The sequence below is a fragment of the Comamonas testosteroni genome (assembly GCF_030505195.1).
Classification (GTDB): domain Bacteria; phylum Pseudomonadota; class Gammaproteobacteria; order Burkholderiales; family Burkholderiaceae_C; genus Comamonas; species Comamonas testosteroni_G.
Genome location: NZ_CP129672.1, coordinates 4,169,502 through 4,196,026 on the forward strand (window position 1 = coordinate 4,169,502; position 26,525 = coordinate 4,196,026).

The following is a 26,525-nucleotide window of genomic DNA, read 5'->3' on the forward strand; positions in this document are numbered from 1 at the left end:
TCAGGCCGGACCGAAGTTCTGGAACAGAGCCGCGTCGCGTTCCAGCTCGCCGCTTGCGCGTACCGGCTGGCGCTGGGCAGCGGCAAAATCCAGCATGCGCTGTATGGGCCTGCGGGCGGCCAGGCCCAGCGTCGCATCAAGCTCGATGGCACCGCTGCGTTGCAGCAGGGCGCGCTCCACGCCCGGCAGGCTGTTCATGGCCATCCAGGGGCAGAAGGCACAGCTTTTGCAGCTGCCGCCCGTGCCAGCCGTCGGGGCAGCCAGAAAGTGCTTGCCCGGATAGCGCTGGCGCATGTCGTGAAGAATGCCCTGGTCGGTGGCGACGATAAAGGTGTCCGTGGGCAGCTTGCCCACAGCGGCAATGAGCTGGGTGGTGGAGCCCACCACATCCGCCAGTGCCGTGACTGCGGCCGGCGATTCGGGGTGAACCAGAATCGCGGCCCCGGGGTGGGCGTTGGCCAGGGCTTGCAGCTCGTCGGCCTTGAATTCGTCGTGTACCACGCAACTGCCCTGCCACAGCAGCATGTCGGCGCCGGTCTGCTGCTGGATATGGCTGCCCAGATGGCGGTCGGGCGCCCAAAGGATTTTCTCGCCGCGTGCGTGCAGGGCGGCCACGATGTCCTGCCCTACCGAAGAGGTGACCACCCAGTCGGCCCGGGCTTTCACGGCGGCGCTGGTGTTGGCATAGACGACCACGGTGCGGTCGGGGTGAGCATCGCAGAACTGGCTGAATTCATCGGCCGGGCAGCCCAGGTCCAGCGAGCAGGTGGCATCGCCGTCGGGCATGAGCACGGTCTTGTCGGGGCTCAGGATCTTGGCGGTCTCGCCCATGAAGCGTACGCCGGCCACGATCAGGGTCTTGGCGGGATGGTTGGCACCAAAGCGCGCCATCTCCAGCGAGTCGCCCACGCAGCCGCCGGTATCGCGTGCCAGATCCTGCAGCGCACCGTCCACATAGTAGTGGGCAACCATGACGGCATTGCGCTCCTTGAGTAGAGCCTTGATGCGCTGTGCCGTCTCGCGTTGCTGCTGTCTGTCCTGCTGCGGCAGCACCCTGGCCCAGGCCTGGCCTGTGCTGCACTGGGTGCTGATGCCCGGTGCGGGCTGGTCGAATTCCACGGTTCTGATCGTCATCGTCTCCATCCTGAGTTGTGCTGTTAAATACTTATACTCAATCTGAGTATTATTAAAGCCGTTTTTTCTGAATTTGTCACCAGGGAGACAAATTAGGTCGGATGGCGTCGCTTTTCAGCGCAGTCGGTGCTCGGTAAAGCAATCCAGGAAATGGATGGATCGCTTATTCATCAATGACTTGATGCTTCTGAAAAATGAGCAAATGGAGGATGTTCAGGCGGGCTGCCTGAGCAGGTGCTGGCGCAGTGCCAGGCGGGTGGCGGCCAGATCCCAGCCGCCCCAGCCACAGGATTTGAAGAGCACAGGCTTCGTGGAGCGAGACCAGTCCTGTTGCACCGCGGTGGCCAGCGTGGGCAGGGTGTTGACCTCGATGCCGGCCTGCAACAGGTCGCCGGCCTCGTGTGCGGCATCGGCGGTGTCCACGACGATCTGGCCCTGGTGCAGAAAGCGCCGGCACAACTCGGGAGCCAGCTCCACCATTTGCGGCGTGAAGGCACCGACCGCGCAGACAAAGGCATCGGGTCTTGCCGCCTCATGCAGCACCACGGCCTGCGCGGGCGTGCAGGTCACAATCAGCGGGCAGTGCCGGGCGGCTTCCTCCAAGTCGTCGGCGATGCGCGCATGCAGACCCAGGTCGCGGGCCTGGTCTGCAAGCCGCTGCGCGCTGCTGGCGCTGCGCGAGTGAATCCAGACCTCCTGCGTGCCAAGCCCCTGGGCAAAAGCCTGCAGATGGGCGCTGCCCTGCACGCCGGCACCGACGATGAGCAGCGGGCCTTGGGGCTTGGGGGCCAGGCGGCGCGCTGCCAGCAGCGATACGGCTGCGGTGCGTCTGGCCGTGACGGTGGGGCCGTCCAGAATCAGCTGACGCACTCCTGTTGATGCATCAAAAACCACGATATCGCCCTGAATGGTAGGTCTGCCCACCTGGGCATTGCCTGGCGTGAAGCTGATGAGCTTGGTCATGACTACCTGGCCATCGGTGGCCGGCATGCAGAACAGGCAATTGCCGGAAGCGGTGGGCATGACGATGCGTGGCGGAACCGAGACACTGCCACTGTTTTGCAGCTGGCGCAAAAGTGCTTCGATCTCATCGGCCAGGTCGGTCCATGGCAGCAGTGCGGCAGTGGCGCGGGCGTTCAGAGACGCTGTCGAAGGCGGGGTCTGGGCATTCATGGGCAGTAGTCGTATGGGGGGCGGGGGACAGGCCTCTGAGCTTACAGAATTGCAAGCCCAGCGCGATGTTGACCGACAGAGTGTCGCAGCACGAACGCTTTTGGCGAAGGCTGGCAGCGCGCACAATAGCCACTGTCTTATTCACCGATTCTGTCGCACACATGTTTGGTTTTTCTCCCCGCTCCGGGCAACGCAAGGACCCTACCTGGACACAAGCGCCTTCCAGCCGTGGTCACGTCGAGCCTGTCTGGCGGGATGGCGGCTCGGCTGCGAGTTATGAGCCGACCCAGCAGCAGGCGGCAGCACCGCGCAAATCCTCTTCGGCCAGGCTCTGGGCATCGGCCGTCCTGGCGGTGATGGGCCTGCTGGCAGTGGCCTTTCTGTTTCTGAGCATGGTCGATGTGGTGGAGAAGCAGGTGGCCCGCAACCAGCCTCAGTCCACGCCTGGCACGCCGGGCGTGAGCCAGATCTCCACGCCTGCCGGCCGCTGAACACCAGGCCAAACGTCAACAATGCTGCGTTGCAGCTTGACAGAGGTGGCAAAAGCACAGCTTGATACCTCCACTCGTAGCCGCAGCCCTTAATATCGCCACCCGGCGCAGGCCGCGTGCAATACAGCAAAGGAGTAAGCACCATGAGATGGGAAGGTAACCGCGAGTCGGACAACGTCGAGGATCGCCGTGGAGACGGTGGTGGTGGCGGTGGTTTCCCCATTGGTGGTCGCAGCATCGGCATAGGCACCGTGGTGCTGGCGCTGATAGGCTGGGGCGTGTTCGGCATCAACCCGCTGACCACGATTGGCGTGCTCTCCGGTGGTGGCTCGCCCCAGGTGCAGCAGGCTCCAGCGCATCGCCCGGCCGGCGATGACCAGGGGGCCAAGTTTGTCTCCACGGTGCTGGCGTCGACCGAGGATGTCTGGACCCAGATCTTCCGTGAAGGCGGTGCTCAGTATCAGAACCCCAAGCTGGTGCTGTTCACCGGCGTGACGCGCACGGCCTGCGGCACGGGACAGTCGGCCATGGGGCCGTTCTACTGCCCGGGTGACTACAAGGTCTATCTGGACATGGACTTCTTCAACACCATGAGTCGCCAGTTGGGCGCTCCCGGTGAGTTCGCTCGCGCCTATGTGGTGGCCCACGAGGTCGGCCACCATGTGCAGAACCTGCTCGGCATCTCGGGCAAGGTGGACCGCATGCGGGGCCGTGTCAGCGAGCGCGAGCAAAATGCCATGTCCGTGCGCCTGGAGCTGCAGGCCGACTGCCTGGCCGGCATTTGGGCCAACAAGTCGCAGCAGGCCAAGAGCTGGCTGGAGCAGGGCGATATCGAGTCGGCGATGAATGCCGCGCAGCAGATCGGCGACGACAAGCTGCAGCGTGAAGCCACGGGCACGGTGCGTCCCGACAGCTTTACCCACGGCTCCAGCGCCCAGCGTGTGCGCTGGTTCACCCAGGGCTACAAGAGCGGCAGCGTCAAGGCCTGCGACACCTTCGCAGCTCAGTCGCTTTGAGCCACAAGCTGATCTGAACCAGGCGTGTGCACTGTCACACGCCTTTGTTTTTGGGGCTGCAGAATGTGAAAATCCGGGTTATCCCGATAGATTGCACGGGATATTGGCAAGGCTTTTTTTGCCCGCAAACAGAGGGGGCGAAGGCTTTGCGTCTGAAGAAAATCACAAAGCCAACGCGAAAAACCCACTCGGTGCGACAATAACGTCCTCAATGACAAGCTCTTTTTCCAATCTTCACTTGGCTGAGCCCCTGGCACGCGCAGTGGCCGACATGGGCTATGAGTCCATGACTCCGATTCAGGCGCAGGCCATTCCGGTGGTATTGACCGGCAAGGACGTCATGGGCGCAGCCCAGACCGGCACTGGCAAGACGGCGGCTTTCTCTCTGCCCCTGCTGCAACGCCTGATGCGCCATGAAAACGCTTCGGCATCGCCTGCCCGCCATCCGGTGCGCGCCCTGGTGCTGCTGCCAACCCGTGAGCTGGCCGATCAGGTGGCACAACAGATTGCCCTGTACGCCAAGCACACCAAGCTGCGCAGCACCGTGGTGTTTGGCGGCATGGACATGAAGCCCCAGACCCTCGAGCTGAAAAAAGGCGTCGAGGTGCTGGTGGCTACGCCCGGCCGTCTGCTGGACCACATCGAAGCCAAGAATGTGGTGCTCAATCAGGTGGAATATGTGGTGCTGGACGAGGCCGACCGCATGCTGGATATCGGCTTTCTGCCCGATCTGCAGCGCATCCTCTCCCATCTGCCCAAGAGCCGCACCACGCTGCTGTTCTCGGCCACGTTCTCGCCCGAGATCAAGCGTCTGGCCGGCAGCTATCTGCAGGATCCGGTGACCATCGAGGTGGCCCGCCCCAACGAAACGGCCTCCACGGTGGAGCAGCGCTTCTACAAGGTCACGGATGACGACAAGCGTTACGCGATTCGTTCCGTGCTCAAGGAGCGCGACATTCGCCAGGCCTTCATCTTCTCCAACAGCAAGCTGGGCTGTGCGCGACTGACGCGTGCCCTGGAGCGTGACGGTCTGCGTGCCGCCGCACTGCATGGCGACAAGAGCCAGGACGAGCGCCTGAAGGCACTGGAAGCCTTCAAGGCCGGTGAGGTGGATCTGCTGGTCTGTACCGATGTGGCCGCGCGCGGTCTGGACATCAAGGATGTGCCCGCAGTCTTCAACTACGACGTGCCTTTCAATGCGGAAGACTATGTGCACCGCATCGGCCGTACCGGTCGCGCCGGCGCATCGGGTCTGGCCGTGACCTTGGTGACCGATCATGACAGCCGCAATGTGGCCGATATTGAAAAGCTGATCAAGAAGAAGATCGACGTCGAACCCGCGCCCATGCTGGACTTGCGTCCCCCACGCCGCAGCCGCAGCGAGGAGGAGTACCGTCCACGGCGTGAGCGCGAGTTTGATGCCGCGCCCCGTGGTAGCTATGCGCACCGTCCTTCGCGCATGGCCCCGCGTCCTGCCAATGTGGACCCGTTCTTCGAGCGGCCCTATGAGGCTAGCAGCGCCGCCGAGACTGCATCCTGGGACAGCACGCATGTTGCCCCGGTCAAGAGCGCGAGCAGCAAGCCCAAGCGCAAGGTCGCTGCCTTGTTCAGAGCGCCTGTCGTGGCCTCCTGAGCACTGGGTGATCGCCCCAGGAAAACGCCTGCCGGATGCAGGCGTTTTTTCTTTGCCCTATCCCTTGGCACCAGGCACCTGAGCCTGCGGGCATTGCTGCTGTATCAGCTCTCGCTCGTTCATGCGCTCTCCGATTCTCATCATGCTGAGGCAGCCGCCCCAGACGCAGCCGGTGTCCATGGCCATCAGATCGGGCCGGTTGATATGGCCCAGCGTGGACCAGTGACCAAAAGCCATGGGCGTATCGGCAGTGAGTCGGCCCGGCACATCGAACCAGGGCATCAGCCCTTCGGGCGCCTGATCGGCGGATTCCGCACTCTCAAAATCCATGACGCCGTCGGCACTGCAAAAACGCAGACGGGTAAAGGCGTTGACAACGCAGCGCAGCCGGTCATCGCCTTGCAGGTCGGCGGACCAGCGATCGGGCTGGTTGCCGTACATATTGTGCAAAAAGCGCGCATGGTCGGCATGCTGGAGCACGGCCTGAACTTCGGCGCTCAAGGCGATCGCATCGTGCAAGCTCCATTGAGGAAGCACGCCTGCATGCACCATGAGAAGGTTCTCACCCGATGCATTGGTGTGAAGCCGGGCCAGAGGCTGCTGGCGCAGCCAGTGCAGCAGGGCATCGCAATCGGGTGCGCTCAGAACCTGGGCCAGAGTGTCGCGCTTGCTTTGTCGGCGAAGGCCCCGGGCTGCAGCCAGCAGGTGCAGGTCGTGATTGCCGAGCAAAGGGCGAATGGCATCAGCGGCCTGCATGCAGCGGCGCAATACCTCGGCGGATTGGGGGCCGCGATTGACAAGGTCGCCGAGCACGTAAAGTGTGTCCCGACTTGCGGAAAAATCCACGGTTTGCAATAAGCGCTCGAAGGCGTCATCGCAGCCCTGGATGTCTCCGATACAGTAAAGTGCCATGGTCTTCTTTCTGATGGACAAGTCAGGGATTTTCTGCTTTTTGCATTGCCGACACTGCTCAAAGGGGGTGTTTGCCATGTCGAAATTGGCATTGGCCTGGCGGTTTCAGGGCAAGACTGCCGGCTTTGGCAAAGCTTGTGAGCAAGGACGCGCAGGCGGTGCTGGAGCCGCTTGTGAGTGCGCGCAGTTTCTGTCTTCCGTGCAGCTTGGATTACCTCCGGCGGGCGCTCAGCTGTATTTGGGCGGGGTCGCAAACAGCGATGGATTGTCCGTTTGCTCGATATCTACGGGAGTATCGGAAAAGATAGCAACCATTTCGGCAACGACTATCACCGTAACTGCTATTGCATTTATAACGATTATCTTTGGAGAGCTCGCTCAAAAGCGTATCGGGCAGCCCTATCCAGAGCTGGTTTCGGCATGGCAAGGCGCTTCATGGCCTGGGTTGCGTCTATCGCAAAGTCCTTTGTGCGTTTGTTGTTATTTTCAACGCATGTCATATTGACTTTGCTGCGAATTAGTGAATTTGCCTGTGCTGCAATGACCAAGGAAGAAGCCGCAGCTGGTTTGGAGCAGGGGCGTCAGGCGGGCTTGATGGAGGTACATGAACATCGGGCGGCATAAATGTATTTCATTTAGACGATATTTATTTGACATATTTGATAGCTTTTACGCCGATATGTATTGACCGGAAGGCGAAATGGCGATGCATCGGGTCCTGCGGGCCTTTTCCTGGCGGTTGTCCGGATGGAGAGATGGGAAGACATTCCTGGCTCCTGCATGCTGCGGCTCGCTGGACGAGATGCAGGGCATCATCGGCGCGCCCAAGAGGCAGGTAGTCGGTGAAAAATCACCAGACCTGCTGTGAGAGCAAGCGCTGGCTTTGAAATTTTTTCCAGAAACTTCGTGCGAGATGAGGTGGCTGGATAAGCTGCGTGCCAAAGTAGGGGGTGTTTGTCGGCGAGGAATATGGGGCGGAGCAGAGCATCACGACGCCGCATGATGGGCTCTGAGTCAGTGCCCAAGCGCTTGGCTTCTTGGAGAAGGTGTAGGAGGCTGAGGCTTGGTCAACTCGCAAAGAAGATGGACTCTGACTGCTCAAGGGTCTGCTGCCTATTCAGAATTGAACAGGATTGAAGGCTGGGCTGACTATTTGAGTATTGCCAGACGAAGGCTGGGGAGCGTCATAACACGCCGACCGGTTTATTCCTCGTCAAAGCAGTCATTGGCCCGTTGCGGGCCAGATGCTCATGTGTAGCGGCTGGATATTTGAGGCGATTGATTGGGATGAGCGCGTATCGAAAAAATATTGCTTGCTTCGGAGGCGGAATAGCTATTTATTAACACGTAGTAGCATTTTATAAATATTTTGAATTGTGGTTTTTGCTTACTCGGAAAATCATGAATTTGAAATTCCGGCATTTATAATGAAGTCTCTTTAATCAACCAAGAAGCGCAAATCATGAGCACTTACAAGGAACTCCTGAAGCAGAGAGAAGAGCTGGAACAGCAAATCAACGAAGCCCGTTCGCGTGAACTGGCCGACGCTGTGAGCAAGGTTCGTGGCCTGATTGCCGAGTACGGCTTGACTGCTGAAGATGTCTTCCCTCCCGCTCGCGCGCGCTCTTCCGCCAATGCGGGCGCCAAGGTGGCCCCCAAGTATCGTGATCCTGCTACGGGTCAGACTTGGACCGGCCGTGGCAAGCCGCCAAAGTGGATTGCAGATCAGGACCGCGAAAAGTTCGCCATTTGATCTGCTGTTTGCGCACGTTGAAAGAGCCCGCCTTGGCGGGCTTTTTTCATGGCGACAAGGTTTGCGGCAGCGCAAACCAGAGTTCTCTTCGATGCAGCTGACTAAGCGGCACAATAAGAGTCCATGAACAAGCAGGTGTTGATTGCGGGTGGTGGTATTGGTGGTCTGGCAGCAGCTATTGCGGCGGTGCGGGCCGATTGGGATGTGCGTCTGTTCGAGCGTGCCGCGCAGTTTTCGGAAGTCGGAGCCGGCATTCAACTGGGACCCAATGTGGTGCGCCGCCTTCAGGCATGGGGGCTGCAGCGATCGTTGCAGCAGGTCGTGGCCTGCCCTTCGGCCTTGCGAGCCTGCAGTGCCGTGTCGGGGAAAGAGCTGGGGCGACTGACCTTGGGCGCAGATATGGTGCAGCGCTATGGAGCCAGCTACCTCACCATTCATCGCGCCGACCTGCACCAGATTCTGCTGGAGGCATTGCAGGTTCTGCCGCAGGCTCACCTCAACCTCAACCAGTTCGTCAGCAGCTATAGCCAGCAGGACGGTGTGGTCACCATTCGCACCAGTACCGGCAAGCTCATCGAGGGCGATGCCCTGATCGGCGCCGATGGCGTGCGCAGCGCCGTGCGTGCACAGATGCTGGGCGATGGCCCGCCGCGTGTGACCGGGCACCTGGCCTATCGGGCCATGGTGCATCAGGCAAATCTGCCCAAGCGCTTGCGCACCAGCGAGGTTACGGCCTGGATGGGGCCGCAATTGCATGCCATTCAGTATCCCGTGCGCCGGGGCGAGTTGCAGAATCTGGTGGTCATCGTGCAGGGGCCGGCGCCAGAGGATCTCGACCACTGGGACCATTCTGCCAATCTGCCCGACCTGCTCCAGCATCTTCAGGGCGCATGCGGTTACCTGCAGGATCTGGTTCAACACGTTCCCGATGTGGGCGGTGAATGGCGTTTGTGGCCGGTGGCTGACCGGCAGCCGGTGTCCTCAGAGACTCAGATGGCGCAAGGCCTTGTGGCCCTGCTGGGTGATGCAGCCCATCCCATGCGCCCCTATCTGGCGCAGGGTGCGGGCATGGCCATCGAGGATGCGGCCGAGCTGCAAAGTGCTTTGTCCATGCATGATCTGGATGTCAGTCTGCGGCTGCGCCGCTATGCGCTCAATCGCTGGCAGCGCAATGCCAAGGTGCAGGAGCGCTCGCTGCGCAATGGCCGGATCTTCCATGCGACAGGGCCTGTGCGCTGGGGGCGCGACCTGTCGTTGCGCGCTCTGGGCGGGCGCATCATGGATGTGCCCTGGCTCTATGAGGGCGCACTTTAGCGACAGCTCACCATGACCGGGATGGCTTTCGCACCGGTGCCGGCCTCGCAGATAGACAGCTTCAGTGGCTGGCCTTGAGCAGCAGCGGCGAAGGCTTGATGAGCCGGTAGGCCAGCACACCGCTGCCCAGCATGGCGGCAATCATCAGCATCACTGCCTGATAGATGTCGGCATTCTGGCGTTCCGCAACGCCGGCAACCAGACCGGACAGCCACTGCATGAGCGCGGCTCCGAGAAACATGGCCATGGTGAAGATGGACAGCGCGCGTCCCGTCGTGGCCGGTGGGTAGGAGGAGCGCACATCGGCATAGATCAGCGTGCCGTAGCCTGAAAGCACACTCATGACCAGCAGCAGCAGCACGCTGCCTGCGGATTGATGGACCAGGGCCAGTGCTACGAAAACGGCGGCCATGAACAGCGCAAAGCGTGCAATGCGCTGGCGGCGTCTGGCCGGACCGGGGTCCAGCCGGCCGAACATGGAAGGCACAAACAGCGAAATGACGGAGCAGGCCAGTGCCACATTGCCGGTCGTGACCAATGAGAACTGGTAGCGATCCATCAGCATGGGACTGAGCCATAGGCCGCGCACGGTGAGAAACGAGGCATAGCTGACCATGCCCAGCAGCACAATGCCCCAGGTATGGGGCAGCAGCAGCAGGCTGCCAAAACCTTGCAGTGCCTGCATGAAGCCAGGCTTGGGCTGGGAGTCCCCGGCAAGCGCGGGCTCGTGCACCTTGAAGAAAATCAGCAGCCAGGACAGCACACTCAGCACCGCCAGCAGCGCAAAGCCGGCACGCCAGCCCATGTGCTGCACCAGCCAGGCCATGGGCGTGCCGGTAAACAGCAGGCCCAACCCGCCCAGGCCAAGGCCGATGCCCGAGAGATAGGCAAATTTATCGGCCGGAAAGTGGCGCGCGATGAACATGGTGCTGGCCAGAAAGGCGGGCGAGCAGCCCACGCCGATCAGCAACTGGCCCAGCATCAGCCAGGAGTAGCTGGGTGCCAGTGCGGACAGCGCAGCCCCCGCAATGGACAGGGGAAAGGCCAGCAGCACGGTGCGGCGCAGGCCGTAGATATCCATGCCTATGCCCATGAGCAACTGGGCCACGCCGAAGGACAGTGCAAATAGCCCGGCAAACGAGCCCAGCGATTGCGCGGACAGGCCGAAGTCGGTGCGCAGACCGTCGGCGATGATGGACGTGACGGTTCTGAAGGCCTGGCTCAGTGCAAAGCCCGTGAGCAGGCAGACCAGCATGGCCCAGGCGGAAGAGTCGGGCCTGGGGCCGGCGTTCGGCGCAGCCTCGGCGGCGCTGTGATCGGAAGACATGGGCAGTTTGTTGCGATGTTAGGTTTTGCACGAAGACTAAATAATTCAGGCTGCCCGCGCTGTCACTAAGGAGCAGCAGGGGCAGCCTGAATGGCGATGGCCTTGGTGGCCGGCCTACAGCTCGGTGCGCAGGCTCCAGATCTCGGGGAACAGCACCACGTCCAGCATCTTCTTGAGATAGCTCACGCCGCCGGTGCCGCCGGTGCCGCGCTTGAAGCCGATGACTCGCTCCACCGTGGTCAGGTGGCGGAAGCGCCAGAGACGGAAGGCGTCCTCGATATCGGCCAGCTTTTCTCCCAGCTGGTACAGATCCCAGTGCTTGTGCGGGTCACGGTAGACGGTGATCCAGGCCTGTTTCACGCCCTCGCTGGCCTCATAGGGCTGGGTCCAGTCGCGCTGCAGGCGGTCGGCAGGCACAGCGATGCCTTCGCGGGCCAGCAACTGCAGGGCCACGTCGTACAGCGATGGCGATTCGTAGGCGGCCTGCACCTGGGCCAGCAGATCGGAGCGGTGGGCGTGGGGCTGGAGCATGGCCGCGTTCTTGTTGCCCAGCGCAAACTCGATGCAGCGGTACTGGTAGCTCTGGAAGCCGCTGGAGTTGGCCAGATAGGGGCGCATGGCCGAATATTCGGGCGGCGTCATGGTGGACAGCACGGTCCAGGCGCTGACCAGCTGCTCCATGATGCGCGAGACGCGCGCCAGCATCTTGAAGGCATCGGGCTTGGTCGCGCCTGAGGCATTGGCAATGGCTGCCGTAGCCGCGCGCACCTCGTGCAGCATCAGCTTCATCCACAGCTCGCTGGTCTGGTGCTGCACGATGAACAGCATCTCGTCATGCGCGGGCGACAGCGGATGTTGGGCCGTGAGAATCTGGTCCAGATGTAGATAGTCGCCATAGCTCATGTCACGGCTGAAGTCGAGCTGGGCTTTCTCGTCGTGGACGATGGCGGCGCCGCCATGCATAGGGCAGCCGGAGGATTCATTCGTCATGGTGAAGTCATTGTTGATGGACAGGTGCGCGCAGCGTAACCGAATCCGGGCACACAAAGCCTGCAAGAACGTGGATGCAAGCTGCCATAGCTTTGCGTAAAGTCGGGCCAGTCACAGACCGATGACAGAAAACGCACTCCGCCGAGATTCACGCCATGCCCAGTCCTCTGCCTTCCACCGCCGCTGCAAATTCGCAAACAGATGAGCGCATGATCCAGTGCTGCCGCTGGCTGGAGAGCGAAGAGCCCATGCCCGCTCTGGAGGAGCTGGCGCAGCGCCTCGGTCTCAGCCCCTGGCAGTTGCACCGCAACTTCAAGCGCGCCACGGGGCTCACGCCCAAGGCCTATGCCAAGGCCTATCGCGGCAGGCATGTGCGTGCCGCGCTGGCGCAGGAGGCCAGCGAGTCGGTCACCGATGCGGCCTATCTGAGCGGCTATGAAGCCAGCAGCAGCTTCTACAAGGACGCGCCGGCCATGCTGGGCATGGCACCGCAGTCCTATCGCAGGCGCGGCCAGGACCAGCGCATCCGCTTTGCCCTGGCCGAATGCTCGCTGGGCAGCCTGCTGGTGGCCAGCACCGACAAGGGCGTGTGCTGCGTGCTGCTGGGCGATGATCCCCATGCGCTGGTGGACGATCTGCAGCAGCGTTTTGCGGCGGCGCAGCTGATCGGGGCCGACGCCCAGTATGAACAGACCGTGGCCCAGGTGGTGGCCCTGATGGAGCAGCCCAGGCTGGGGCTGGCCCTGCCGCTGGATATTCAGGGCACGGCGTTCCAGCAGCGCGTGTGGCAGGCGCTGCAGAGCATTCCGGCCGGCAAGACTGTCAGCTACAGTGAGCTGGCCCGGCAGTTGGGCCAGCCGAGCGCCACGCGGGCCGTGGCCAGCGCGGTGGCTGCCAACCCGATTGCAGTGGCCGTGCCCTGTCACCGTGTGCTGCGCAATGACGGAAGCATCTCGGGCTATCGCTGGGGCGTGGAGCGCAAGCGTGCGCTGCTGCTGCGCGAGGCCCAGCAGGCCCAGCTCAAGCTCTCTTAAAGAGAGCTGCTATCGCATGCTAATCAAGGATTTCGAATAGAAATCTATCTGAAATCATTGTCTGATGAGCGATAGAAGCTATCAATATTACGAATGAAGCACAGGCTCGCTACGGCGCTGCCCCCTGTGATAGAAAACCGCATGCTGCTTGAAGTCTCCATTGCCCTGCCCGCGCGCTACCGCTTCGACGAATTCGTGCATTTCCATGATCGCGACGAGCAGCAGCTGGCCGAGCGGGTCGATGCCGGTGCGCGCAGCCTGCACAAGGCCATCATGTGGCAGCGTAGCCCCGCCTTGCTGCAGCTGCAATGGCAGAGCGGACAGGTGCAGGTCAGCTTGCATGCGCCGCAGGCAGAGCCGGCTGCGGCAGACCGGGCTGCGCTGCAAGCGATGGTCAAACGCATGCTGGGGCTGGTCTACGCGCCCGGCCAGCTGGAGCTGGCGCATGGCGATCACCCTGAGCTGGGCGCGCTGCTTTCGCGCCAGGCCGGCCTGCATGTGCCCGGCTCGCCCACGCCCTTCGAGGCGCTGACCTGGGCCATCACCGGCCAGCAGATCACGGTGGCCGTGGCCGTTTCGCTGCGGCGCAAGCTGATCGCGCTGGCAGGCGAGCCGCTGGCGCAAGGCGGGGACATGCCGGCGCTGCACGCCTATCCCGATGCACAGCGCGTGGCGGCCTTGGGGCTGGACGCGCTGCGCGGCGCGGGCTTTTCCCAGGCCAAGGCCCAGACCCTGCTGGCCGTGGCCCAGGCCGTTGCCGAGGATCGCCTGCCGCTGGAAGACTGGGCCGCCCGCAGCGCCGCCGGCCGCTGGGATGAGGAGGATGTGGCAGCTGCCTCGGCGCAATTGCTGGCGCTCAAGGGCATAGGGCCGTGGACGGTGAACTACACCTTGCTGCGTGGCTATGGCTGGCCCGACGGCAGCCTGCACGGGGATGTGGCGGTGCGCCGGGCCATCGGTCTGCTCACGGGCAGCGACAAGCCCGATGCGCGTGCCGCCAGCGACTGGCTGGAGCAGTTCAGGCCCTGGCGCGCGCTGGTGGCCGCCCACCTGTGGGCCTCGCTGGCCGACAGCGCCTATTGAAAAGCGACTACTGAGAGGCGCCTATTGAGAGGTGCCTATTGAGAGGCGACAGGCCGCAGCGCTTCAGAGCGGGGGCGACAGCACCAGCAGCAGCAGGCGTGCGGGCTGGCCCGAGGCATTGGCCAGCCGATGCTCGCTGTCCACCACCAGCGTGGCCGTGTCGCCCGCATGCAGCAGCACCTGCTCCTGGGCGGTGAAGACTTGGATGCTGCCTTCGAGCACGTGAAAGACCTCGCGCGTGCCTGCGCGGTGGGCCGCGAAATGGCTGGAGGCGGCATGCGGCGGAAAGTGGTAGTGCACCAGGCTCACGCCCGCGCTGGGGCTGGCCAGGGCCAGGCGCTCGACGCCGCTGGCCTCGTCGACAAAGCGCAGGTTCTCGCCGGCGCGCGTGATCTGCGCGCTGGGCGCGCTTTGCACCAGCTCGCCCAGCTCGCAGCCCAGGCCTTGCGCAATCGCCATGGCATTGCGCAGGCTGGTGGCCAGCAGGCCGCGCTCCACGCGCGACAGCGCGCCCGGTGAGACGCCGCTGGCCTGGGCCAGCTGATCCAGTGTGATGCCCAACTGGGCGCGGCGTGCGCGGACGGCGGCGCCGAAAAGCGCATCCTGCTCCGATGCCTGCGATGCGGTGGTGGAGTTCAAGTCCGGCTCCTTGTCATGGCGTCTGTTCTTGTGCTGAAAATTTTCCTATGAGAAAATAATTTTGCGTATAGGAAATTATTTTTCAAGGATGAATGCAATGTACATGCTTCTGAGCGCCTTGCCCGTGGCCACCGTCATTGCCGCCTTGCTGGCGGGCTGGCGCTCGCTGCATGCTGCGGCGCTCGGCGTGGCGGTGGCGCTGCCGGTGATTGCCCTGGCGTTTGCCCAGCCCGCATCTCAGTGGCTGGCCGCAGGCTCGCACTGGACGCCGGTGCTGCTGGAAGTGCTGCTGATCGTGGCCGGCGGGCTGCTGCTGTCCGAGGTGTTGCGCGCGTCGGGAGCGCAGAAGGCCCTGGCCGACTGGCTGCTGGCCAGGGCCGGCAGCGGCACGGGCGCCGTGCTGCTGGTGGTGCATGGCATCACGCCGTTTGCCGAGTCGGTCACCGGCTTCGGCGTGGGCGTGACCATAGGCATACCGCTGCTCGCGCACTTCGGTCTGCCGCCGCGCAAGGTGGTGCTCATCGGCCTGCTGGGCCTGTGCGCCGTGCCCTGGGGCTCCATGGGGCCGGGGACGCTGGTGGCGGCCACCATGGCCGGCCTGCCCTTCAAGGAGCTGGGTCAGGCCTCGGCGCTGGTCAGCGTGATCCCGTTTGTCATCACCGGCATGGCGGCGGCGGCTTTGGCGAGTGGGCCGGGGCGTCGTGGGCCGGCGCTGCTGCAGGGGCTGTTGTCGGGTCTGTCGCTGACGGCGGCCGTGGCCTTGATGAATACCCTGGCCGGCACGGCGCCCGCAGGGGCGCTCGGAGCCTTGCTGGTGGTGGGCTGGCATCTGCTGCGCCTGCGCGTGTCGCGGGCGGACGCGGACAAGCCGCCCCTGAGCGCGCCGGGGCGGCGTGCGCTGGCGGCCTATGCGCTGCTGCTGGGCGGCGTGCTGGCGGCCGCTGCGCTGCTGCGCATCCTGGATCTGCCCGCTGCCTGGCATGGGCTGGCTTCGCCGGGGCTGTGGCTTTTGGTGGCGGCGATTTTTTTCACACGAGGCCGGCCGGCGCGCCCATCGCTGGCAAAGGTCTGGCGCGCCTGGCTGCAGGTGGCTCCGGTCACGGCGCTGTTCATTGTGCTGGGCGTGCTGATGGCGGTTTCGGGCATGGCTGCGCAGCTGGCGCAGGCGCTGGCCCGCAGCGGCCCGCTGTATCTGCTGGGCGCGCCCTTTGTGGGAGCGCTGGGCGGCTTCGTGACCGGCTCCAATACCGGGGCCAATGCCATGTTCGCGGCCACGCAGGCCGAGATCGCCCAGGCGCTGGGCGCGCCGCTGCTGCCATTCATGGCCGTGCACAACGTCAGTGCCTCGCTGCTGCTCATGGCTTCGCCCGGCAAGGTGGAGATGGCGGTGCAACTGCTGGCGCAAGGCACTGCCCAGCGGCGCTGGGTGCAGCAAAGCGTGCTGATGCTGGACCTGGTTGCCGTGGCACTGATGGGCGTACTCAATTGGAGCTGGGCGCGGGCCTGACCGGATGCCGGCCGGCCCGTGCCCGGGCCGAAGCCCTCAGGTTACCGCGTGCACGGTATTGAACTCGGGCTGTTGCCACTCACCCGATTCCAGCACCTGGCGCAGGTGCTCGACGGCGTTCCAGACATCGACAAAGCCCACATACAGCGGTGTGAAGCCGAAGCGCAGAATGTCCTTGTGCTTGCCCGTGCCGCCGTCGCCCTTGCGGAAATCACCGATCACGCCGCGTGCAATCAGCGCCTGGACAATGGCGTAAGCGCCACTGCCCTGGCCGTTCAGGCCCATGCCTTCTTCCCGGGTCAGGCAGACCTGGGAGCCGCGTGCCGCATGCTCGCGCGGTGTCGCCAGACCCAGGCCGTAGCCCTGGCAGCGCTCTTGCACGAGCTGGATGAACAGATCGGTCAGCGCCAGCGACTTCTTGCGCAGCGCGGCCATGCCGCCAAAAGCCTCGGCCTCGGTGTAGATATCGATACCGCACTGCAGCACGCTCATGCTGATCATGGGCTGGGTGCCGCAGAGATAGCGCTGTATGCCCTGGGCGGGGTGGTAGTCGGGCACGAACTTGAAAGGCTCGGCGTGGCCGAACCAGCCCGACAGCGGCTGCCAGAAGCGGTTGATCAGGCGCGGATGCGCCCAGACAAAGGCCGGCGCGCCGGGGCCGCCGTTGAGGTATTTGTAGCCGCAGCCCACGGCAAAGTCGGCATCGGCGCCCTTGAGGTCCACGGGCACGGCGCCTGCGCTGTGGCACAGATCCCAGACGCAGAGAATGCCTTGGGCATGGGCGGCGGCCGTGACGGCTGCCATATCGTGCATGGCACCCGTGCGGTAGTTGACATGGGTGAGCATGGAGATCGCCACGTCGGTCTGCAGCGCGCCGGCGATTTCCTCGGGCTCGAGCAGCACCAGCTCCAGGCCGTATTCCTGACACACGGACTGGGCGATGTAGAGATCGGTGGGGAAGTTGCTGCGCTCGCTGATCAGCTTTTTGCGGCCGGGCGCATCTTCGCGGGCGATGCGGGCGGCGGCGCTCAGCACCTTGTAGAGGTTGATGGAGGTGGTGTCGGTGAACACCAGCTCGCCCTGGCCCGCGCCCAGCCAGGGGGCGAACTGGTTGCCCAGGCGCTCGGGCAGCGTGATCCAGCCGGCCTTGTTCCAGGAGGTGATGAGGTCCTGGCCCCATTCCTGCGTCACCACTTCGGCCACGCGCGCGGCGGCGGCTTTGGGCTGGGCGCCCAGGGAGTTGCCGTCCAGGTAGATCACGCCCTGGGGCAGGGCAAAGCGCTCGCGCAGCGCGCGCAGCGGGTCCTGGGCGTCCAGCGCCTGGCAGTCTTGCAAAGTGGTCATTTGTCTTCCTTTTCTCATTTTTGATAGCTGCTGACGCTGATTGTGTCTACGCCAGAGCCGGTTCTGATTCAAATATGGCTGGATTCGGGTTCGCCCATTGTGTCCGAGACCGGGGCAGCCCAGCCGCCTCGCAGCGAGGACATCGGTTTATTTGCACCAAGCGCTTCAGAGCAGGCTGCGCAACACGGCACGCACCGGCGAGGCATCGGCCTCGGTGAGCTTGAGCGGCAGAGCGATCAGCTCATAGTCGCCTTCGCCGACCTCGTCGAGCACCAGGTTCTCCAGCACGCGCAGGCCGCGCTGGCGGATCACCATATGGCTGTCCAGGCTCTTGCTGCTGGCGGGGTCTATGCTGGCAGTGTCTATGCCGATCAGCCTGACGCCCAGATCGGCGAGCTTTTGCACGGTCTCGGGGGCATAGGCGGCAAGGTCGGCATCCCAGCCGGTGGGCGCTTTCTCGTAGGTGCGCACCAGCACGCGCCCGGGCAGGCCGGCATCGATGGCGTGCGCTATGTGGCGCCACTCGATCAGCGGCCCGCAGCCTATGGCGTGGATCACGCGGCAGGGGCCCAGAAAGGCATCCAGATCGACGGCGCCAATGGCCGCGCCCTGCGCATCGTAGTGCAGCGGCGCATCGGCATGCGCGCCCACATGGGGCGAGAGATGAATGGCGCTGACATTGACCGGGCAGCCCGGGCCAATGCTGGCCACCCATTCCTGGCTATAGGGCGTGTCGCCCGGAAACACCGGTGCGGCAGGATGGATGGCAGGAGAAATATCCCAGATCTGGCGTGTCATGGTGTGGCTCGCGATGTCTATGTTTGAGCAGTGGGTTGGCAACTGGCTCAGTTCCAGCCAGTGACGCCGAGCAAGGGCCGCCCCGCAGCGAAGGTGTCGTCCCCCTCCCGGATTGCGAAGCAAGGCGAGAGAGGGGGAAGCGGCGGGGCCGCTCAGGGGGCGATTTTCTTGCGGTACCAAAGAGCATAGACCAGCACCAGCACGATCAGAAACGGCACTCCCACCAGCACGGTGGTGTGGAACTCCTTGGTAAACAGCGTGGTGACGATCACGCCCGCCATCAGCAGCGCCCCGACCAGCGTCAGCACGGGAAAGCCCCACATGCGGAACTCCAGCTTCTGGCCAGGATGCTCGCGCTGCCAGCGCGGGCGGAAGAACAGATGGGTCACGAACACCATGAACCAGGCAAACATCGCGCCAAACATGGCGATCGACATCATCAGCTCCAGCGACTGCGTGGGCTTGAGCACGTTGAGCACCATGGCCACGGCCATGCCCAGGCAGGAGACGGCAATCGCGCCCAGCGGCACGCCGCTTTTGCTGAGCTTGCTCAGGCCCTTGGGGGCATAGCCGCCGCGCGAGAGGCTGAACATCATGCGCGAGGTGACATAGAGCTGGCTGTTCATGGCCGACAGCGAGGCCAGCAGCACCACGAAGTTCAGGGCCGCAGCCGCGCCCGGGATCTGCAAAATCTCCATCACCTTGACAAACGGGCTCTTGTCCGTGCCCGCATGGCTCCAGGGAACGATGGCCAGCATCAGTGCCAGCGACAGCAGATAGAACAGCACCAGGCGTAGCACCGTGGTGCGGAAGGCGCGGGTCACGGCCTGCTTGGGGTTCTGGGCCTCGCCGGCAGCGATGGCAATGGATTCCAGGCTCAGATAGCTGAAGATGGCCACGATCACGCCCACCCAGGTCCCCCACCAGCCGTTGGGGAAGAAGCCGCCATCGACGACATAGTTGTCGAACCCCACGCCCTCGGGTCGGGTGCCGAAGACCACATAGGCCGCAACCAGGATAAAGGCCACGATGGCAATCACCTTGACCATGGAGAACCAGTACTCGACCTGGCCGAAGGCCTTGACGCTGGTGGCATTGACGGCGGCCAGCAGGACCGAGAACAGCGCCACCCAGATCCATGGGTCCACCGTGGGGAACCAGTAGGCCATGTACTTGCCCACGGCCGTGACCTCCATGCCCACGGCCAGCACCACGGCTCCCCAGTAGGCATAGCGCACCACAAAGCCGGCCAGCGGGCTGATGTAGTGCTCGGCGTAGGCGCCGAAGGAGCCCGAGGTGGGGTGGGCCACGGTCATCTCGGCCAGGCATCCCATGAGCAGCAGGCCGATGAAGGCGCCGATGGCGTAGCTGATGAGCACGCTGGGGCCGGCAAAGCCGATGGCGAAGGCGCTGCCCATGAAGAGGCCGGTACCGATGGCGCCACCGATGGCGATCATGGTCATCTGGGCGGAGTTCAGGTGCTGCTGCAAGCCTGTCTCGCGTTGCTGAATACTGTCAAAGTTGGCCATTGCTGACTTGCGCATGCGAAAAAGTCGAAGCGGCAAGTATCCCGCGAATGACCGGCTGCAGCGGCGTGGCGGCGAATGTCCTTGACGCAGGCCCAGCCGGCTCAGCGCGGCATTGCGGCGTAGTTGCCGGGCGTCAGCGCATGATGGGCCTTGAAGGCGCGCTGCATATGGGCCTGGTCGGCAAAACCCATCTGTTGCGCGACCGAGGCCAGGGGCTCGCCCTGGGCCAGCAGGTGGCGCACGCCATTGAGCCGCAGATTGAGTCGGTAGGCCCCGGGCGTGACGCCGGTGACGGCCCTGAAGCGGCGGATGAAACGGCTGGGGCTCATGCCGCAGCGCAGGGCCAGGGCCTGGACGCTGGTCTCGTCTTCGGGGCTGCGGTGCATGTGCTGCAGCGCAGGCAGGACGGCATCGGGCAGCTGGGGCTTTGCGGCATGAGTGTGGGCGGCACTGCCCAGCAGCTGCAGAAAATCCGCCAGCGATTGCGCATGCAGCTGCAGCTGCGTGTCCGTGGCGCTGCTGGCAAGCGGCTGGCAGAGACTGTCGGCCCGGCGCGAGATGCCCGGCTCGTTCAGGGCACGCCGGGCAAAGCGCAGGGCGCCGACGCCGAGCCGCTCATGAACCCAGTCGGCCTGCACGAACAGCATGCGGTAGGACCATGGCTGCAATGTCTCGGGGTTGCAGGCATGCCAGTGGCCCGGCTCGATCAGCACCACGCTGCCCGCGCCCAATGTTTCCGGGCCATCGTCGTGCAGAAACAGGGTCTCGCCTTCATCCACGATGCCGATGGAGTACTGGGCATGCGCATGCAGCCGGTAGCTGTAGCAGGACTGGCGGCTGATGCGCAGCTCGGCCCAGGGCAGGGCCGGGTGGCGGTGGAAATGGTGGCTGGGGGCTGGCATGACGGCCTCATCATGCCAGCATGCTGACCACGCTTGCCACCAGCACCATGGCCAGGGCCTGGTTCAGCCGCTGGCGGCGCAGTGGCGTATTCAGCCACCGGGTCAGTGCATGGCCCAGGGCGGCCCAGCAGCCGACGCCGAGCAGGCAGGCCAGCAAGGAGACGGTGCAAAACAGCAGCAATGCGCTTGGCAGCGAGACCTGCTGCGCGGCCAGCGGGGCCACGAACATGCCGATGCCCGAAAGCGCCACCAGCCAGGCCTTGGGGTTGAGGCTTTGAATGGCAATGCCTTGCACGAACGCTCCGCCTGGGCCGGCCGGCAGTGATGCGGGGGCGCTCTGCCTGGCCGCGCCGCCATGGTCCCCGGGGGCCTTGGCCAGCTGCCAGGCCAGCCACAGCAGATAGAGAGCACAGATGCGCGGCGCCCAGCGCAGCAGCTCTGGCTGCTTGAGCAGCCATTGCCCGCTCTGGCCCATCAGCCAGACGATGAGGGCATAGCTGAGGCTGGCTCCCAGCACATAGCAGAAGGCGGCCCCGGCGCGGCCGTTGCCATGGCGCAGGGCCAGCACGTTCACCGGTCCTGGCGTGATGGCACCGGCCAGTGCAAATCCGGCCATGGCCAGAACAGAAGAAAGCATGGGCAAACCTGAAACAAGAGGCCGCCAGTCTGAGCTTTGGGCGTTTCCAGGTATTGAACAAAATTGCGCCTTTGCTTGGTTAACAAGTGCAAAACAGTGTCTTTTTCGGACAAGGAGCGAAGCTGACTTGCGTTACGCTTGGATGCTTTCGCGAACCTGACCCCCGTCCCATCGTCCATGTCATCCGCAGCAGCTTCTAGCCCATCCCGAGTCTGGCCAGCCGTACGCATGGTGGGGCGTGCCGACATGGGTCGCCAGCGCAGCAATAACGAAGACTCGGTGGGCCTGGAGCCGCAGGCCAGACCCTGGCCGGTTGCCGTGCTGGCCGACGGCATGGGCGGCTACAACGCGGGCGAGGTGGCCAGCGTCATGGCCGTGGAGCTGATCACGACCAGCGTGCAGCACGGCCTGGCCGCCGATGAGTCCATGCTGGCTGCGCAGTGCGAGCTGACGGACGCCCTGCACATGGCCAATACGGCCATCTATGCCGCCGCGCAGACCACGCCCGGCTGCAGCGGCATGGGCACCACGGTGGTGGCCGCCCTGGTGCTGGCAAGCGAGGTGCTGATTGCCCATCTGGGCGACTCCAGGGCCTATGCCTGGCGCGCTGGCCGGCTGCAGCGGTTGACGCGCGATCACTCCCTGGTACAGCAAGATATCGATGCAGGCCGGATCACCGAGGCAGATGCCAGGACCTCGCGCTACGGTCATCTGGTGACAAGAGCGCTTGGTGTGATGCCCCAGGTGGAGCCCGAGCTCAGTCACTGGCTGCTGCAGCAGGGAGATCGCATTTTGCTGTGCTCCGACGGCCTGACCGACATGCTCAGCGACGCCAGTCTTGAAACCCTGTTCGAGGAAAACCTGCCGCTGGCGCAATTGCAGGAGGCCCTGATCGAGGCGGCCAATGCTGCGGGCGGCAAGGACAACATCGGCGTGGTACTGATCGAGCAGGACGCCTGATCTGCCGATATGGCGGACGACGGCCGCCCGGTTTTCTAGATCAGACCGCTTTCCAGCAAAGGCAGCTGGTGGCGCTGGCGCACGCGGTTGCAGGCATCCGAGCCCGCAGCAAACTCGCGGCAAGGCGAGGGGCGCCATTCATAGATGCCGCAACACGCCTTCTCTCCCACCTTGCCCACCAGGGCTGCGCAGCGCGGCCTGGCCCAGTCCGTGCCGCGCATGCGGCAGGTGTAGTCGGTGACCTCCTCGACCAGCCCTGCGGGGACGCTGCCCCCATGCTCCTGGGACTCGTGTACGGAAAAATCGACACGAAAGGACGCGCAGCAGGCGCCGCAGCTAAGGCAGGGATGGGTCATGGGAGAGGCGGAATTTTTCCGTGGGGCGGTAATTTTCGCAGCTGTGCAAACCCTTTGGTTGTGCCGGGCCGCAGATTTGTCAACCGCGCTGCTCAATACCCGCTCAAAAGTCCATGCTGCTGGTGCCAATTCGCCACCCTTGTGCACCAATCGCCTACAGTAAATGGAAAATGAGAATCAAAATCAATTAATAATGCGCTATGAGTTCTTTGCAGTCCCCCTCGGCGATCTCTGAGCCGGTGTCAGTTACTTCGTCCATGAATGCTTTTTCTGTTCAAGCGTCTGAATCCTGCGTGCCATCTCCCAGCGCTGCAGCGACTGCAGCCGCGTCCGGGCCGGTCATGGGCCTGGACCAGTTGGCGGTGAACCAGCCGGCCCAGGTGGTGGATCTGGCCTCCTGCGAAGGCGAGGATGAAAGCCTGCTGCTCAGACTCATGGAAATCGGCTTTCTGCCCGGCGAGTCCGTGCGCGTCGTCGCCACCGGCTTTCCCGGCCCGGACCCGCTGGCCGTGCGCATAGGTCAGGCGACATTTGCCCTGCGCCGCCACGAGGCGGCCCAGGTGCTGGTGAAACTGGAGGCCGCAGCATGAACGCGCGCGAATCCCAGATCACCATGATGAGCCCTCAGGCTGCGGAGCAGGCACCCCTGCGCGCCGCGCTGCTGGGCAACCCGAACTGCGGCAAGACGGCGCTGTTCAATCTGCTGACCGGTGCCCGCCAGAAGGTGGCCAACTACGCGGGCGTGACCGTGGAGCGCAAGGAAGGCTGGCTGAGCACGCCCGGCAAGCGCCGCGTGCGCGTGCTGGACCTGCCCGGCACCTACAGCCTGGATGCGCACAGCGAGGACGAGCGCATCACGCGCGACATCGTCAAGGGCATGCATCCGCGCGAAGCGCCGCCCGAGCTGCTGGTCTGCGTGACCGATGCCACCCATCTGCGCCTGAACCTGCGTCTGGTGCTGGAGGCGCGCGCCCTGGGGCTGCCCATGGTGGTGGTGCTCAATATGAGCGATATGGCGCGCCGCCAGGGACTGGTCATCAACAAGGCCCGGCTCAGCGAGCTGCTGGGCGTGCCCGTGGTGGAGAGCGTGGGCGTGCATCTGTCCGGCGCCAAGGATCTGCTGGCATGGCTGGACAGCGATCAGGCCAGGCAGCTCAAGGCTCCGACGCTCGAAGGCCAGTTCAAGCCCGTGACGGGCAGCAACTCGCGCGCCCAGCTGCTGGCCCTGCACCAGCAGGTGGCCGAGATCATGCGCCTGACCGTGCAGGAGCCCGCGGCTCCCACCCAGCGTGACGATCGCATCGACTCCGTGGTGCTGCACCCGCTGTGGGGCACGCTGGTGCTGGTGGTGACGCTGTTCCTGATGTTCCAGGCCGTGTTCAGCTGGGCCCAGCCCCTGATGGACGGCATCGAAGGGCTGGTCGGCGACTTCGGCAAGTGGGTGCATGGGGTGATGCCCGATGGCGTGCTGCGCAGCCTGCTGGTCGACGGCGTGATCGCCGGTACCGGCTCGGTGGTGGTCTTTCTGCCGCAGATCCTGATTCTGTTCTTCTTCATCCTGGTGCTGGAGGACTCGGGCTATCTGCCGCGCGCCGCCTTTTTGCTGGACCGCATCATGGGCAGCGTGGGCCTGTCCGGACGCTCCTTCATTCCGCTGCTGTCCAGCTTTGCCTGTGCCGTGCCCGGCATCATGGCCACGCGTTCGATCTCCAGCTGGCGCGACCGTCTGCTGACCATCATGATCGCGCCGCTGATGACCTGCTCGGCACGCCTGCCCGTGTACACGCTGCTGATCGGTGCCTTCATCCCCGAGCAGACCGTGGCCGGCTTCTTCAATCTGCAGGGTCTGGTGCTGTTTGCCCTCTATGTGGGCGGCATCGCCAGCGCCATGGCCGTGGCCTGGGTGGGCAAGCTGGCCACCAGGGTCAAGACCCGCACGCCGCTGCTGATGGAGCTGCCTTCCTACCGCATCCCCAGCCTGCGCAGCCTGGTGCTGGGCCTGTACGAGCGGGCCATGATCTTCCTGCGCCGCGTCGGCGGCATCATCCTGACCGTCAGCATCGTGCTGTGGTTCCTCTCCAGCTACCCCGGCGCTCCCGAGGGCGTGACCGAAGGCGCGATTCGCTACAGCTTCGCGGGCCAGATCGGCCGTGCGCTGGAAGTGGTGCTGGCGCCCATCGGCTTCAACTGGCAGATCGCCATTGCGCTGGTGCCCGGCATGGCCGCTCGCGAGGTGGCGGTGGGGGCGCTCGGTACGGTGTATGCGCTGTCGGCCGTGGGCGACGATGCCATGGCCCAGCAGCTGAGCCCGCTGATCGCCAGCAGCTGGTCGCTGGCGACCGCGCTGTCGCTGCTGGTCTGGTTCGTGTTTGCGCCCCAGTGCATCTCCACGCTGGCCATGGTCAAGCGCGAGACCAATGGCTGGCGCTATCCGCTGCTGATGGCCGGCTATCTGTTTGCTCTGGCCTATCTGGCCAGCTTCGTGACCTATCGCGTCGCCGTGGCCCTGGGCTGGGGCTGAGAAAGCTGAGAAAGGATTGTCTATGTGGCAGGAACTGATAGTGGGCGCCATCGTGCTGGTGGCCGCCGTATCGCTGGCCTGGCGTTTCATGCCGGTCGGTCTGCGCAGCAAGCTGACGCGGGTTCATCCTTCGCTGGCGCCGGCGGGCAAGAGCGGCAGCTGCGGCGGTTGCAGCGCCTGTGGCGGCGACAGCTGCTCGGACACCCGCAAGGCCTGAAACACTGGCGAGACCTGAGCGCATCAGCTAAAAACATAGCTGCCTGCGCTTGTCATCTATGCATTTCAGATGTTTTTGTATCTGAAGTGCTTGATTGACAAGCGCAGGCAGCTTTTTATTTGATAGCACTAGCGCTGGTGCTGGCGCTTGGCGGCTTGCCGAAAGCTCAGGCAGCCTCCAGCCAGGGCTGGACTTCTTCCTCGCTCAGCGCCGACAGGCCGAACTTCGCGCGCGTGTCGTGGCAGCCATAGGAGGCAAACGGAAAGTCGCGGCAGGGGCGCGAGCGCTGCTCGTAGATGCCGCAGCCTATGCAGCCCGCACCGACCTCTGGCAGCTCGCGCAGCGCCACGCAGCGCACCGGGTGGCGCTCCGTGCCGTTCATGCGCGCGCGGTTGCCCTTGCCGGGCACTTCGTGGGCCAGCTCATCGGGGACGGTGCCGCCCATGGATTGCAGCTCGTAAATGGAAAACTCCACGCGATAGTTCTGGCAGCAGGCGCCACAGTTCAGGCAGGGGTGGACGGATTCGGACATCGTGTTTCTTCAAGGGTTCAGGCATCGGGTTCGCGCCGTCCTCCTTGGGCAAGGACGGCTGTTCGAGGTCGAGGGGAGAAGCCAGCGCGCAGGGCTGCCTGCGGCTGCGGTGCCGGGCCACTAGGTGTGGCCTTGAAGAAACTTCAGATAGAAGGTGTGAATGCGCACATAAAGCGCCCGCACGCGCGCGGCAAAGGATTTGCGCGGGCCGAAGAAGGAGGGCACGCGCGTGTGGCGTGCCATATGCGGCTGGCGCAGCGCCAGCAGCCCGCCGCGCTGGCCGTAGCGGGCATCGCCCTGGGCGGGGCGCAGCGGAAACAGAAACACCGCCAGCTGGCGCAGGGCCCTCTGGCGGTGTGGGGATGTGATGTGGCTCAGGTGCATGGAGGTGAAGGTATGCAGATGAGCCCGGACGCGGCGAATCAGCCTGGCTGGCGACCCAGCAGCAGGTACTCCATGAGTGCCTTTTGCACATGCATGCGATTTTGGCTTTGGCACGCGGCATGCTGCCGCTTCACACCCGCCAAGCGGGTATGAGCCTGCGCCCGAACCGCATGCTTGCTCTGGCGAGCCGTCGCGTGCACCGATGTCTGCGCCATCAGTCCACGCGACCCAGCAAAAGGTACTCCATGAGTGCCTTTTGCACATGCATGCGATTTTGGCTTTGGCACGCGGCATGCTGCCGCTTCACACCCGCCAAGCGGGTATGAGCCTGCGCCCGGA

At 64.1% G+C, this 26,525-nt stretch carries 27 protein-coding genes; 13 read left to right on the top strand and 14 right to left on the bottom strand.

What is annotated here, in order from left to right; all coding sequences use genetic code 11:
* The gene (gene nadA / locus QYQ99_RS19330) at positions 1–1,143 is read right to left on the bottom strand and encodes a quinolinate synthase NadA (protein ID WP_409815928.1); all 1,143 of its coding nucleotides are present in this window, start codon (positions 1,141–1,143) and stop codon (positions 1–3) included.
* A 204-nt stretch (positions 1,144–1,347) separates the two neighbouring features.
* The gene (locus QYQ99_RS19335; RefSeq protein WP_302089583.1) at positions 1,348–2,307 is read right to left on the bottom strand and encodes a delta(1)-pyrroline-2-carboxylate reductase family protein; all 960 of its coding nucleotides are present in this window, start codon (positions 2,305–2,307) and stop codon (positions 1,348–1,350) included.
* Between the two features lie 161 nt (positions 2,308–2,468).
* Here QYQ99_RS19335 and QYQ99_RS19340 point away from each other — a divergent pair, with 161 nt between their 5' ends.
* The 3 genes from QYQ99_RS19340 to QYQ99_RS19350 all read left to right on the top strand — a co-directional run bounded on the left by QYQ99_RS19340 (position 2,469) and on the right by QYQ99_RS19350 (position 5,447).
* Positions 2,469–2,798: a hypothetical protein gene (locus QYQ99_RS19340; protein ID WP_302089584.1), complete on the top strand. Its 330-nt coding sequence runs from the start codon at positions 2,469–2,471 to the stop codon at positions 2,796–2,798.
* A gap of 143 nt (positions 2,799–2,941) precedes the next feature.
* Positions 2,942–3,814, top strand: a complete 873-nt coding sequence (gene ypfJ / locus QYQ99_RS19345) for a KPN_02809 family neutral zinc metallopeptidase (protein WP_302089585.1) — start codon at positions 2,942–2,944, stop codon at positions 3,812–3,814.
* A 211-nt stretch (positions 3,815–4,025) separates the two neighbouring features.
* Positions 4,026–5,447 (top strand): DEAD/DEAH box helicase, encoded by a 1,422-nt coding sequence (locus QYQ99_RS19350; protein WP_302089586.1) that lies wholly within the window; start codon positions 4,026–4,028, stop codon positions 5,445–5,447.
* A 57-nt stretch (positions 5,448–5,504) separates the two neighbouring features.
* Here QYQ99_RS19350 and QYQ99_RS19355 read toward each other — a convergent pair whose 3' ends face one another.
* Positions 5,505–6,359, bottom strand: a complete 855-nt coding sequence (locus tag QYQ99_RS19355; RefSeq protein ID WP_302089587.1) for a symmetrical bis(5'-nucleosyl)-tetraphosphatase — start codon at positions 6,357–6,359, stop codon at positions 5,505–5,507.
* A gap of 273 nt (positions 6,360–6,632) precedes the next feature.
* On the opposite strand from QYQ99_RS19355, the gene QYQ99_RS19360 reads away from it, so the two are divergent.
* The 3 genes from QYQ99_RS19360 to QYQ99_RS19370 all read left to right on the top strand — a co-directional run bounded on the left by QYQ99_RS19360 (position 6,633) and on the right by QYQ99_RS19370 (position 9,426).
* Positions 6,633–6,983, top strand: a complete 351-nt coding sequence (locus QYQ99_RS19360) for a hypothetical protein (RefSeq protein ID WP_302089588.1) — start codon at positions 6,633–6,635, stop codon at positions 6,981–6,983.
* A gap of 838 nt (positions 6,984–7,821) precedes the next feature.
* Positions 7,822–8,112: an H-NS histone family protein gene (locus QYQ99_RS19365; RefSeq protein ID WP_003078576.1), complete on the top strand. Its 291-nt coding sequence runs from the start codon at positions 7,822–7,824 to the stop codon at positions 8,110–8,112.
* A gap of 123 nt (positions 8,113–8,235) precedes the next feature.
* On the top strand, positions 8,236–9,426 hold the full coding sequence (locus QYQ99_RS19370; protein WP_302089589.1) for an FAD-dependent monooxygenase: 1,191 nt from the start codon (positions 8,236–8,238) through the stop codon (positions 9,424–9,426).
* A 61-nt stretch (positions 9,427–9,487) separates the two neighbouring features.
* Here the strand turns inward: QYQ99_RS19370 and QYQ99_RS19375 are convergent, their stop codons facing one another.
* Together QYQ99_RS19375 and kynA are read right to left on the bottom strand one after the other, a co-directional pair.
* On the bottom strand, positions 9,488–10,753 hold the full coding sequence (locus QYQ99_RS19375) for an MFS transporter (protein WP_302089590.1): 1,266 nt from the start codon (positions 10,751–10,753) through the stop codon (positions 9,488–9,490).
* A gap of 114 nt (positions 10,754–10,867) precedes the next feature.
* Complete coding sequence (gene kynA / locus QYQ99_RS19380; RefSeq protein WP_302089591.1) at positions 10,868–11,743, bottom strand: tryptophan 2,3-dioxygenase; 876 nt, start codon at positions 11,741–11,743, stop codon at positions 10,868–10,870.
* 155 nt (positions 11,744–11,898) lie between these two features.
* Between kynA and ada the strand changes: the two genes are divergently transcribed.
* Both ada and QYQ99_RS19390 read left to right on the top strand, forming a co-directional pair.
* A complete protein-coding gene (gene ada, locus QYQ99_RS19385; protein ID WP_302089592.1) occupies positions 11,899–12,777 on the top strand; it encodes a bifunctional DNA-binding transcriptional regulator/O6-methylguanine-DNA methyltransferase Ada in 879 nt (292 codons plus the stop codon).
* A gap of 141 nt (positions 12,778–12,918) precedes the next feature.
* Complete coding sequence (locus QYQ99_RS19390) at positions 12,919–13,860, top strand: DNA-3-methyladenine glycosylase 2 (protein WP_302089593.1); 942 nt, start codon at positions 12,919–12,921, stop codon at positions 13,858–13,860.
* Between the two features lie 63 nt (positions 13,861–13,923).
* Here the strand turns inward: QYQ99_RS19390 and QYQ99_RS19395 are convergent, their stop codons facing one another.
* Positions 13,924–14,499: a helix-turn-helix domain-containing protein gene (locus QYQ99_RS19395; RefSeq protein WP_302089594.1), complete on the bottom strand. Its 576-nt coding sequence runs from the start codon at positions 14,497–14,499 to the stop codon at positions 13,924–13,926.
* Positions 14,500–14,596: 97 nt separating this feature from the next.
* Between QYQ99_RS19395 and QYQ99_RS19400 the strand changes: the two genes are divergently transcribed.
* The gene (locus QYQ99_RS19400; protein ID WP_302089595.1) at positions 14,597–16,006 is read left to right on the top strand and encodes an SLC13 family permease; all 1,410 of its coding nucleotides are present in this window, start codon (positions 14,597–14,599) and stop codon (positions 16,004–16,006) included.
* A 36-nt stretch (positions 16,007–16,042) separates the two neighbouring features.
* Here the strand turns inward: QYQ99_RS19400 and kynU are convergent, their stop codons facing one another.
* The 5 genes from kynU to QYQ99_RS19425 form a co-directional block, all read right to left on the bottom strand.
* A complete protein-coding gene (kynU, locus tag QYQ99_RS19405; RefSeq protein WP_302089596.1) occupies positions 16,043–17,350 on the bottom strand; it encodes a kynureninase in 1,308 nt (435 codons plus the stop codon).
* 165 nt (positions 17,351–17,515) lie between these two features.
* Positions 17,516–18,148: an arylformamidase gene (gene kynB, locus QYQ99_RS19410; RefSeq protein ID WP_302089597.1), complete on the bottom strand. Its 633-nt coding sequence runs from the start codon at positions 18,146–18,148 to the stop codon at positions 17,516–17,518.
* Positions 18,149–18,300: 152 nt separating this feature from the next.
* Positions 18,301–19,677, bottom strand: coding sequence for an amino acid permease (locus QYQ99_RS19415; RefSeq protein ID WP_302089598.1), 1,377 nt, complete (start codon positions 19,675–19,677; stop codon positions 18,301–18,303).
* A 101-nt stretch (positions 19,678–19,778) separates the two neighbouring features.
* Entirely contained in the window at positions 19,779–20,579 is an 801-nt protein-coding gene (locus QYQ99_RS19420) for an AraC family transcriptional regulator (protein WP_302089599.1), read from the bottom strand.
* 10 nt (positions 20,580–20,589) lie between these two features.
* A complete protein-coding gene (locus QYQ99_RS19425) occupies positions 20,590–21,216 on the bottom strand; it encodes a LysE family translocator (RefSeq protein WP_302089600.1) in 627 nt (208 codons plus the stop codon).
* A gap of 228 nt (positions 21,217–21,444) precedes the next feature.
* Between QYQ99_RS19425 and QYQ99_RS19430 the strand changes: the two genes are divergently transcribed.
* Entirely contained in the window at positions 21,445–22,176 is a 732-nt protein-coding gene (locus QYQ99_RS19430; protein ID WP_302089601.1) for a Stp1/IreP family PP2C-type Ser/Thr phosphatase, read from the top strand.
* Positions 22,177–22,211: 35 nt separating this feature from the next.
* Here the strand turns inward: QYQ99_RS19430 and QYQ99_RS19435 are convergent, their stop codons facing one another.
* On the bottom strand, positions 22,212–22,532 hold the full coding sequence (locus QYQ99_RS19435) for a YkgJ family cysteine cluster protein (RefSeq protein ID WP_302089602.1): 321 nt from the start codon (positions 22,530–22,532) through the stop codon (positions 22,212–22,214).
* Positions 22,533–22,789: 257 nt separating this feature from the next.
* On the opposite strand from QYQ99_RS19435, the gene QYQ99_RS19440 reads away from it, so the two are divergent.
* Genes QYQ99_RS19440 through QYQ99_RS19450 form a run of 3 tightly spaced genes read left to right on the top strand, consistent with a single transcriptional unit; the run spans position 22,790 to position 25,270 of the window.
* On the top strand, positions 22,790–23,122 hold the full coding sequence (locus QYQ99_RS19440; protein WP_302089603.1) for a FeoA family protein: 333 nt from the start codon (positions 22,790–22,792) through the stop codon (positions 23,120–23,122).
* A complete protein-coding gene (gene feoB, locus QYQ99_RS19445; RefSeq protein WP_302089604.1) occupies positions 23,119–25,053 on the top strand; it encodes a ferrous iron transporter B in 1,935 nt (644 codons plus the stop codon). Before QYQ99_RS19440 ends, feoB begins: the two co-directional genes overlap by 4 nt.
* 22 nt (positions 25,054–25,075) lie before the next feature.
* The gene (locus QYQ99_RS19450; protein WP_302089605.1) at positions 25,076–25,270 is read left to right on the top strand and encodes a hypothetical protein; all 195 of its coding nucleotides are present in this window, start codon (positions 25,076–25,078) and stop codon (positions 25,268–25,270) included.
* Positions 25,271–25,436: 166 nt separating this feature from the next.
* On the opposite strand, the gene QYQ99_RS19455 is transcribed toward QYQ99_RS19450, so the two are convergent.
* Both QYQ99_RS19455 and QYQ99_RS19460 read right to left on the bottom strand, forming a co-directional pair.
* Complete coding sequence (locus QYQ99_RS19455) at positions 25,437–25,802, bottom strand: YkgJ family cysteine cluster protein (protein ID WP_302089606.1); 366 nt, start codon at positions 25,800–25,802, stop codon at positions 25,437–25,439.
* Between the two features lie 120 nt (positions 25,803–25,922).
* Positions 25,923–26,186, bottom strand: coding sequence for a hypothetical protein (locus QYQ99_RS19460; RefSeq protein WP_003078629.1), 264 nt, complete (start codon positions 26,184–26,186; stop codon positions 25,923–25,925).
* Positions 26,187–26,525: the final 339 nt, after the last annotated feature.

What these genes read in the sequence shown, in the direction of transcription:
- QYQ99_RS19420 (WP_302089599.1), bottom strand. Translation starts at nt 20,579, where the DNA reads ATGCCAGCCCCCAGCCACCATTTCCACCGCCACCCGGCCCTGCCCTGG.
- QYQ99_RS19355 (WP_302089587.1), bottom strand. Translation starts at nt 6,359, where the DNA reads ATGGCACTTTACTGTATCGGAGACATCCAGGGCTGCGATGACGCCTTC.
- QYQ99_RS19340 (WP_302089584.1), top strand. Translation starts at nt 2,469, where the DNA reads ATGTTTGGTTTTTCTCCCCGCTCCGGGCAACGCAAGGACCCTACCTGG.
- feoB (WP_302089604.1), top strand. Translation starts at nt 23,119, where the DNA reads ATGAACGCGCGCGAATCCCAGATCACCATGATGAGCCCTCAGGCTGCG.
- nadA (WP_409815928.1), bottom strand. Translation starts at nt 1,143, where the DNA reads ATGGAGACGATGACGATCAGAACCGTGGAATTCGACCAGCCCGCACCG.
- QYQ99_RS19435 (WP_302089602.1), bottom strand. Translation starts at nt 22,532, where the DNA reads ATGACCCATCCCTGCCTTAGCTGCGGCGCCTGCTGCGCGTCCTTTCGT.
- QYQ99_RS19460 (WP_003078629.1), bottom strand. Translation starts at nt 26,186, where the DNA reads ATGCACCTGAGCCACATCACATCCCCACACCGCCAGAGGGCCCTGCGC.
- QYQ99_RS19350 (WP_302089586.1), top strand. Translation starts at nt 4,026, where the DNA reads ATGACAAGCTCTTTTTCCAATCTTCACTTGGCTGAGCCCCTGGCACGC.
- QYQ99_RS19375 (WP_302089590.1), bottom strand. Translation starts at nt 10,753, where the DNA reads ATGTCTTCCGATCACAGCGCCGCCGAGGCTGCGCCGAACGCCGGCCCC.
- QYQ99_RS19430 (WP_302089601.1), top strand. Translation starts at nt 21,445, where the DNA reads ATGGTGGGGCGTGCCGACATGGGTCGCCAGCGCAGCAATAACGAAGAC.
- QYQ99_RS19370 (WP_302089589.1), top strand. Translation starts at nt 8,236, where the DNA reads ATGAACAAGCAGGTGTTGATTGCGGGTGGTGGTATTGGTGGTCTGGCA.
- QYQ99_RS19455 (WP_302089606.1), bottom strand. Translation starts at nt 25,802, where the DNA reads ATGTCCGAATCCGTCCACCCCTGCCTGAACTGTGGCGCCTGCTGCCAG.
- QYQ99_RS19335 (WP_302089583.1), bottom strand. Translation starts at nt 2,307, where the DNA reads ATGAATGCCCAGACCCCGCCTTCGACAGCGTCTCTGAACGCCCGCGCC.
- QYQ99_RS19440 (WP_302089603.1), top strand. Translation starts at nt 22,790, where the DNA reads ATGAATGCTTTTTCTGTTCAAGCGTCTGAATCCTGCGTGCCATCTCCC.
- ada (WP_302089592.1), top strand. Translation starts at nt 11,899, where the DNA reads ATGCCCAGTCCTCTGCCTTCCACCGCCGCTGCAAATTCGCAAACAGAT.
- kynA (WP_302089591.1), bottom strand. Translation starts at nt 11,743, where the DNA reads ATGACGAATGAATCCTCCGGCTGCCCTATGCATGGCGGCGCCGCCATC.
- QYQ99_RS19390 (WP_302089593.1), top strand. Translation starts at nt 12,919, where the DNA reads ATGCTGCTTGAAGTCTCCATTGCCCTGCCCGCGCGCTACCGCTTCGAC.
- kynU (WP_302089596.1), bottom strand. Translation starts at nt 17,350, where the DNA reads ATGACCACTTTGCAAGACTGCCAGGCGCTGGACGCCCAGGACCCGCTG.
- QYQ99_RS19365 (WP_003078576.1), top strand. Translation starts at nt 7,822, where the DNA reads ATGAGCACTTACAAGGAACTCCTGAAGCAGAGAGAAGAGCTGGAACAG.
- QYQ99_RS19415 (WP_302089598.1), bottom strand. Translation starts at nt 19,677, where the DNA reads ATGGCCAACTTTGACAGTATTCAGCAACGCGAGACAGGCTTGCAGCAG.
- ypfJ (WP_302089585.1), top strand. Translation starts at nt 2,942, where the DNA reads ATGAGATGGGAAGGTAACCGCGAGTCGGACAACGTCGAGGATCGCCGT.
- kynB (WP_302089597.1), bottom strand. Translation starts at nt 18,148, where the DNA reads ATGACACGCCAGATCTGGGATATTTCTCCTGCCATCCATCCTGCCGCA.
- QYQ99_RS19450 (WP_302089605.1), top strand. Translation starts at nt 25,076, where the DNA reads ATGTGGCAGGAACTGATAGTGGGCGCCATCGTGCTGGTGGCCGCCGTA.
- QYQ99_RS19425 (WP_302089600.1), bottom strand. Translation starts at nt 21,216, where the DNA reads ATGCTTTCTTCTGTTCTGGCCATGGCCGGATTTGCACTGGCCGGTGCC.
- QYQ99_RS19400 (WP_302089595.1), top strand. Translation starts at nt 14,597, where the DNA reads ATGTACATGCTTCTGAGCGCCTTGCCCGTGGCCACCGTCATTGCCGCC.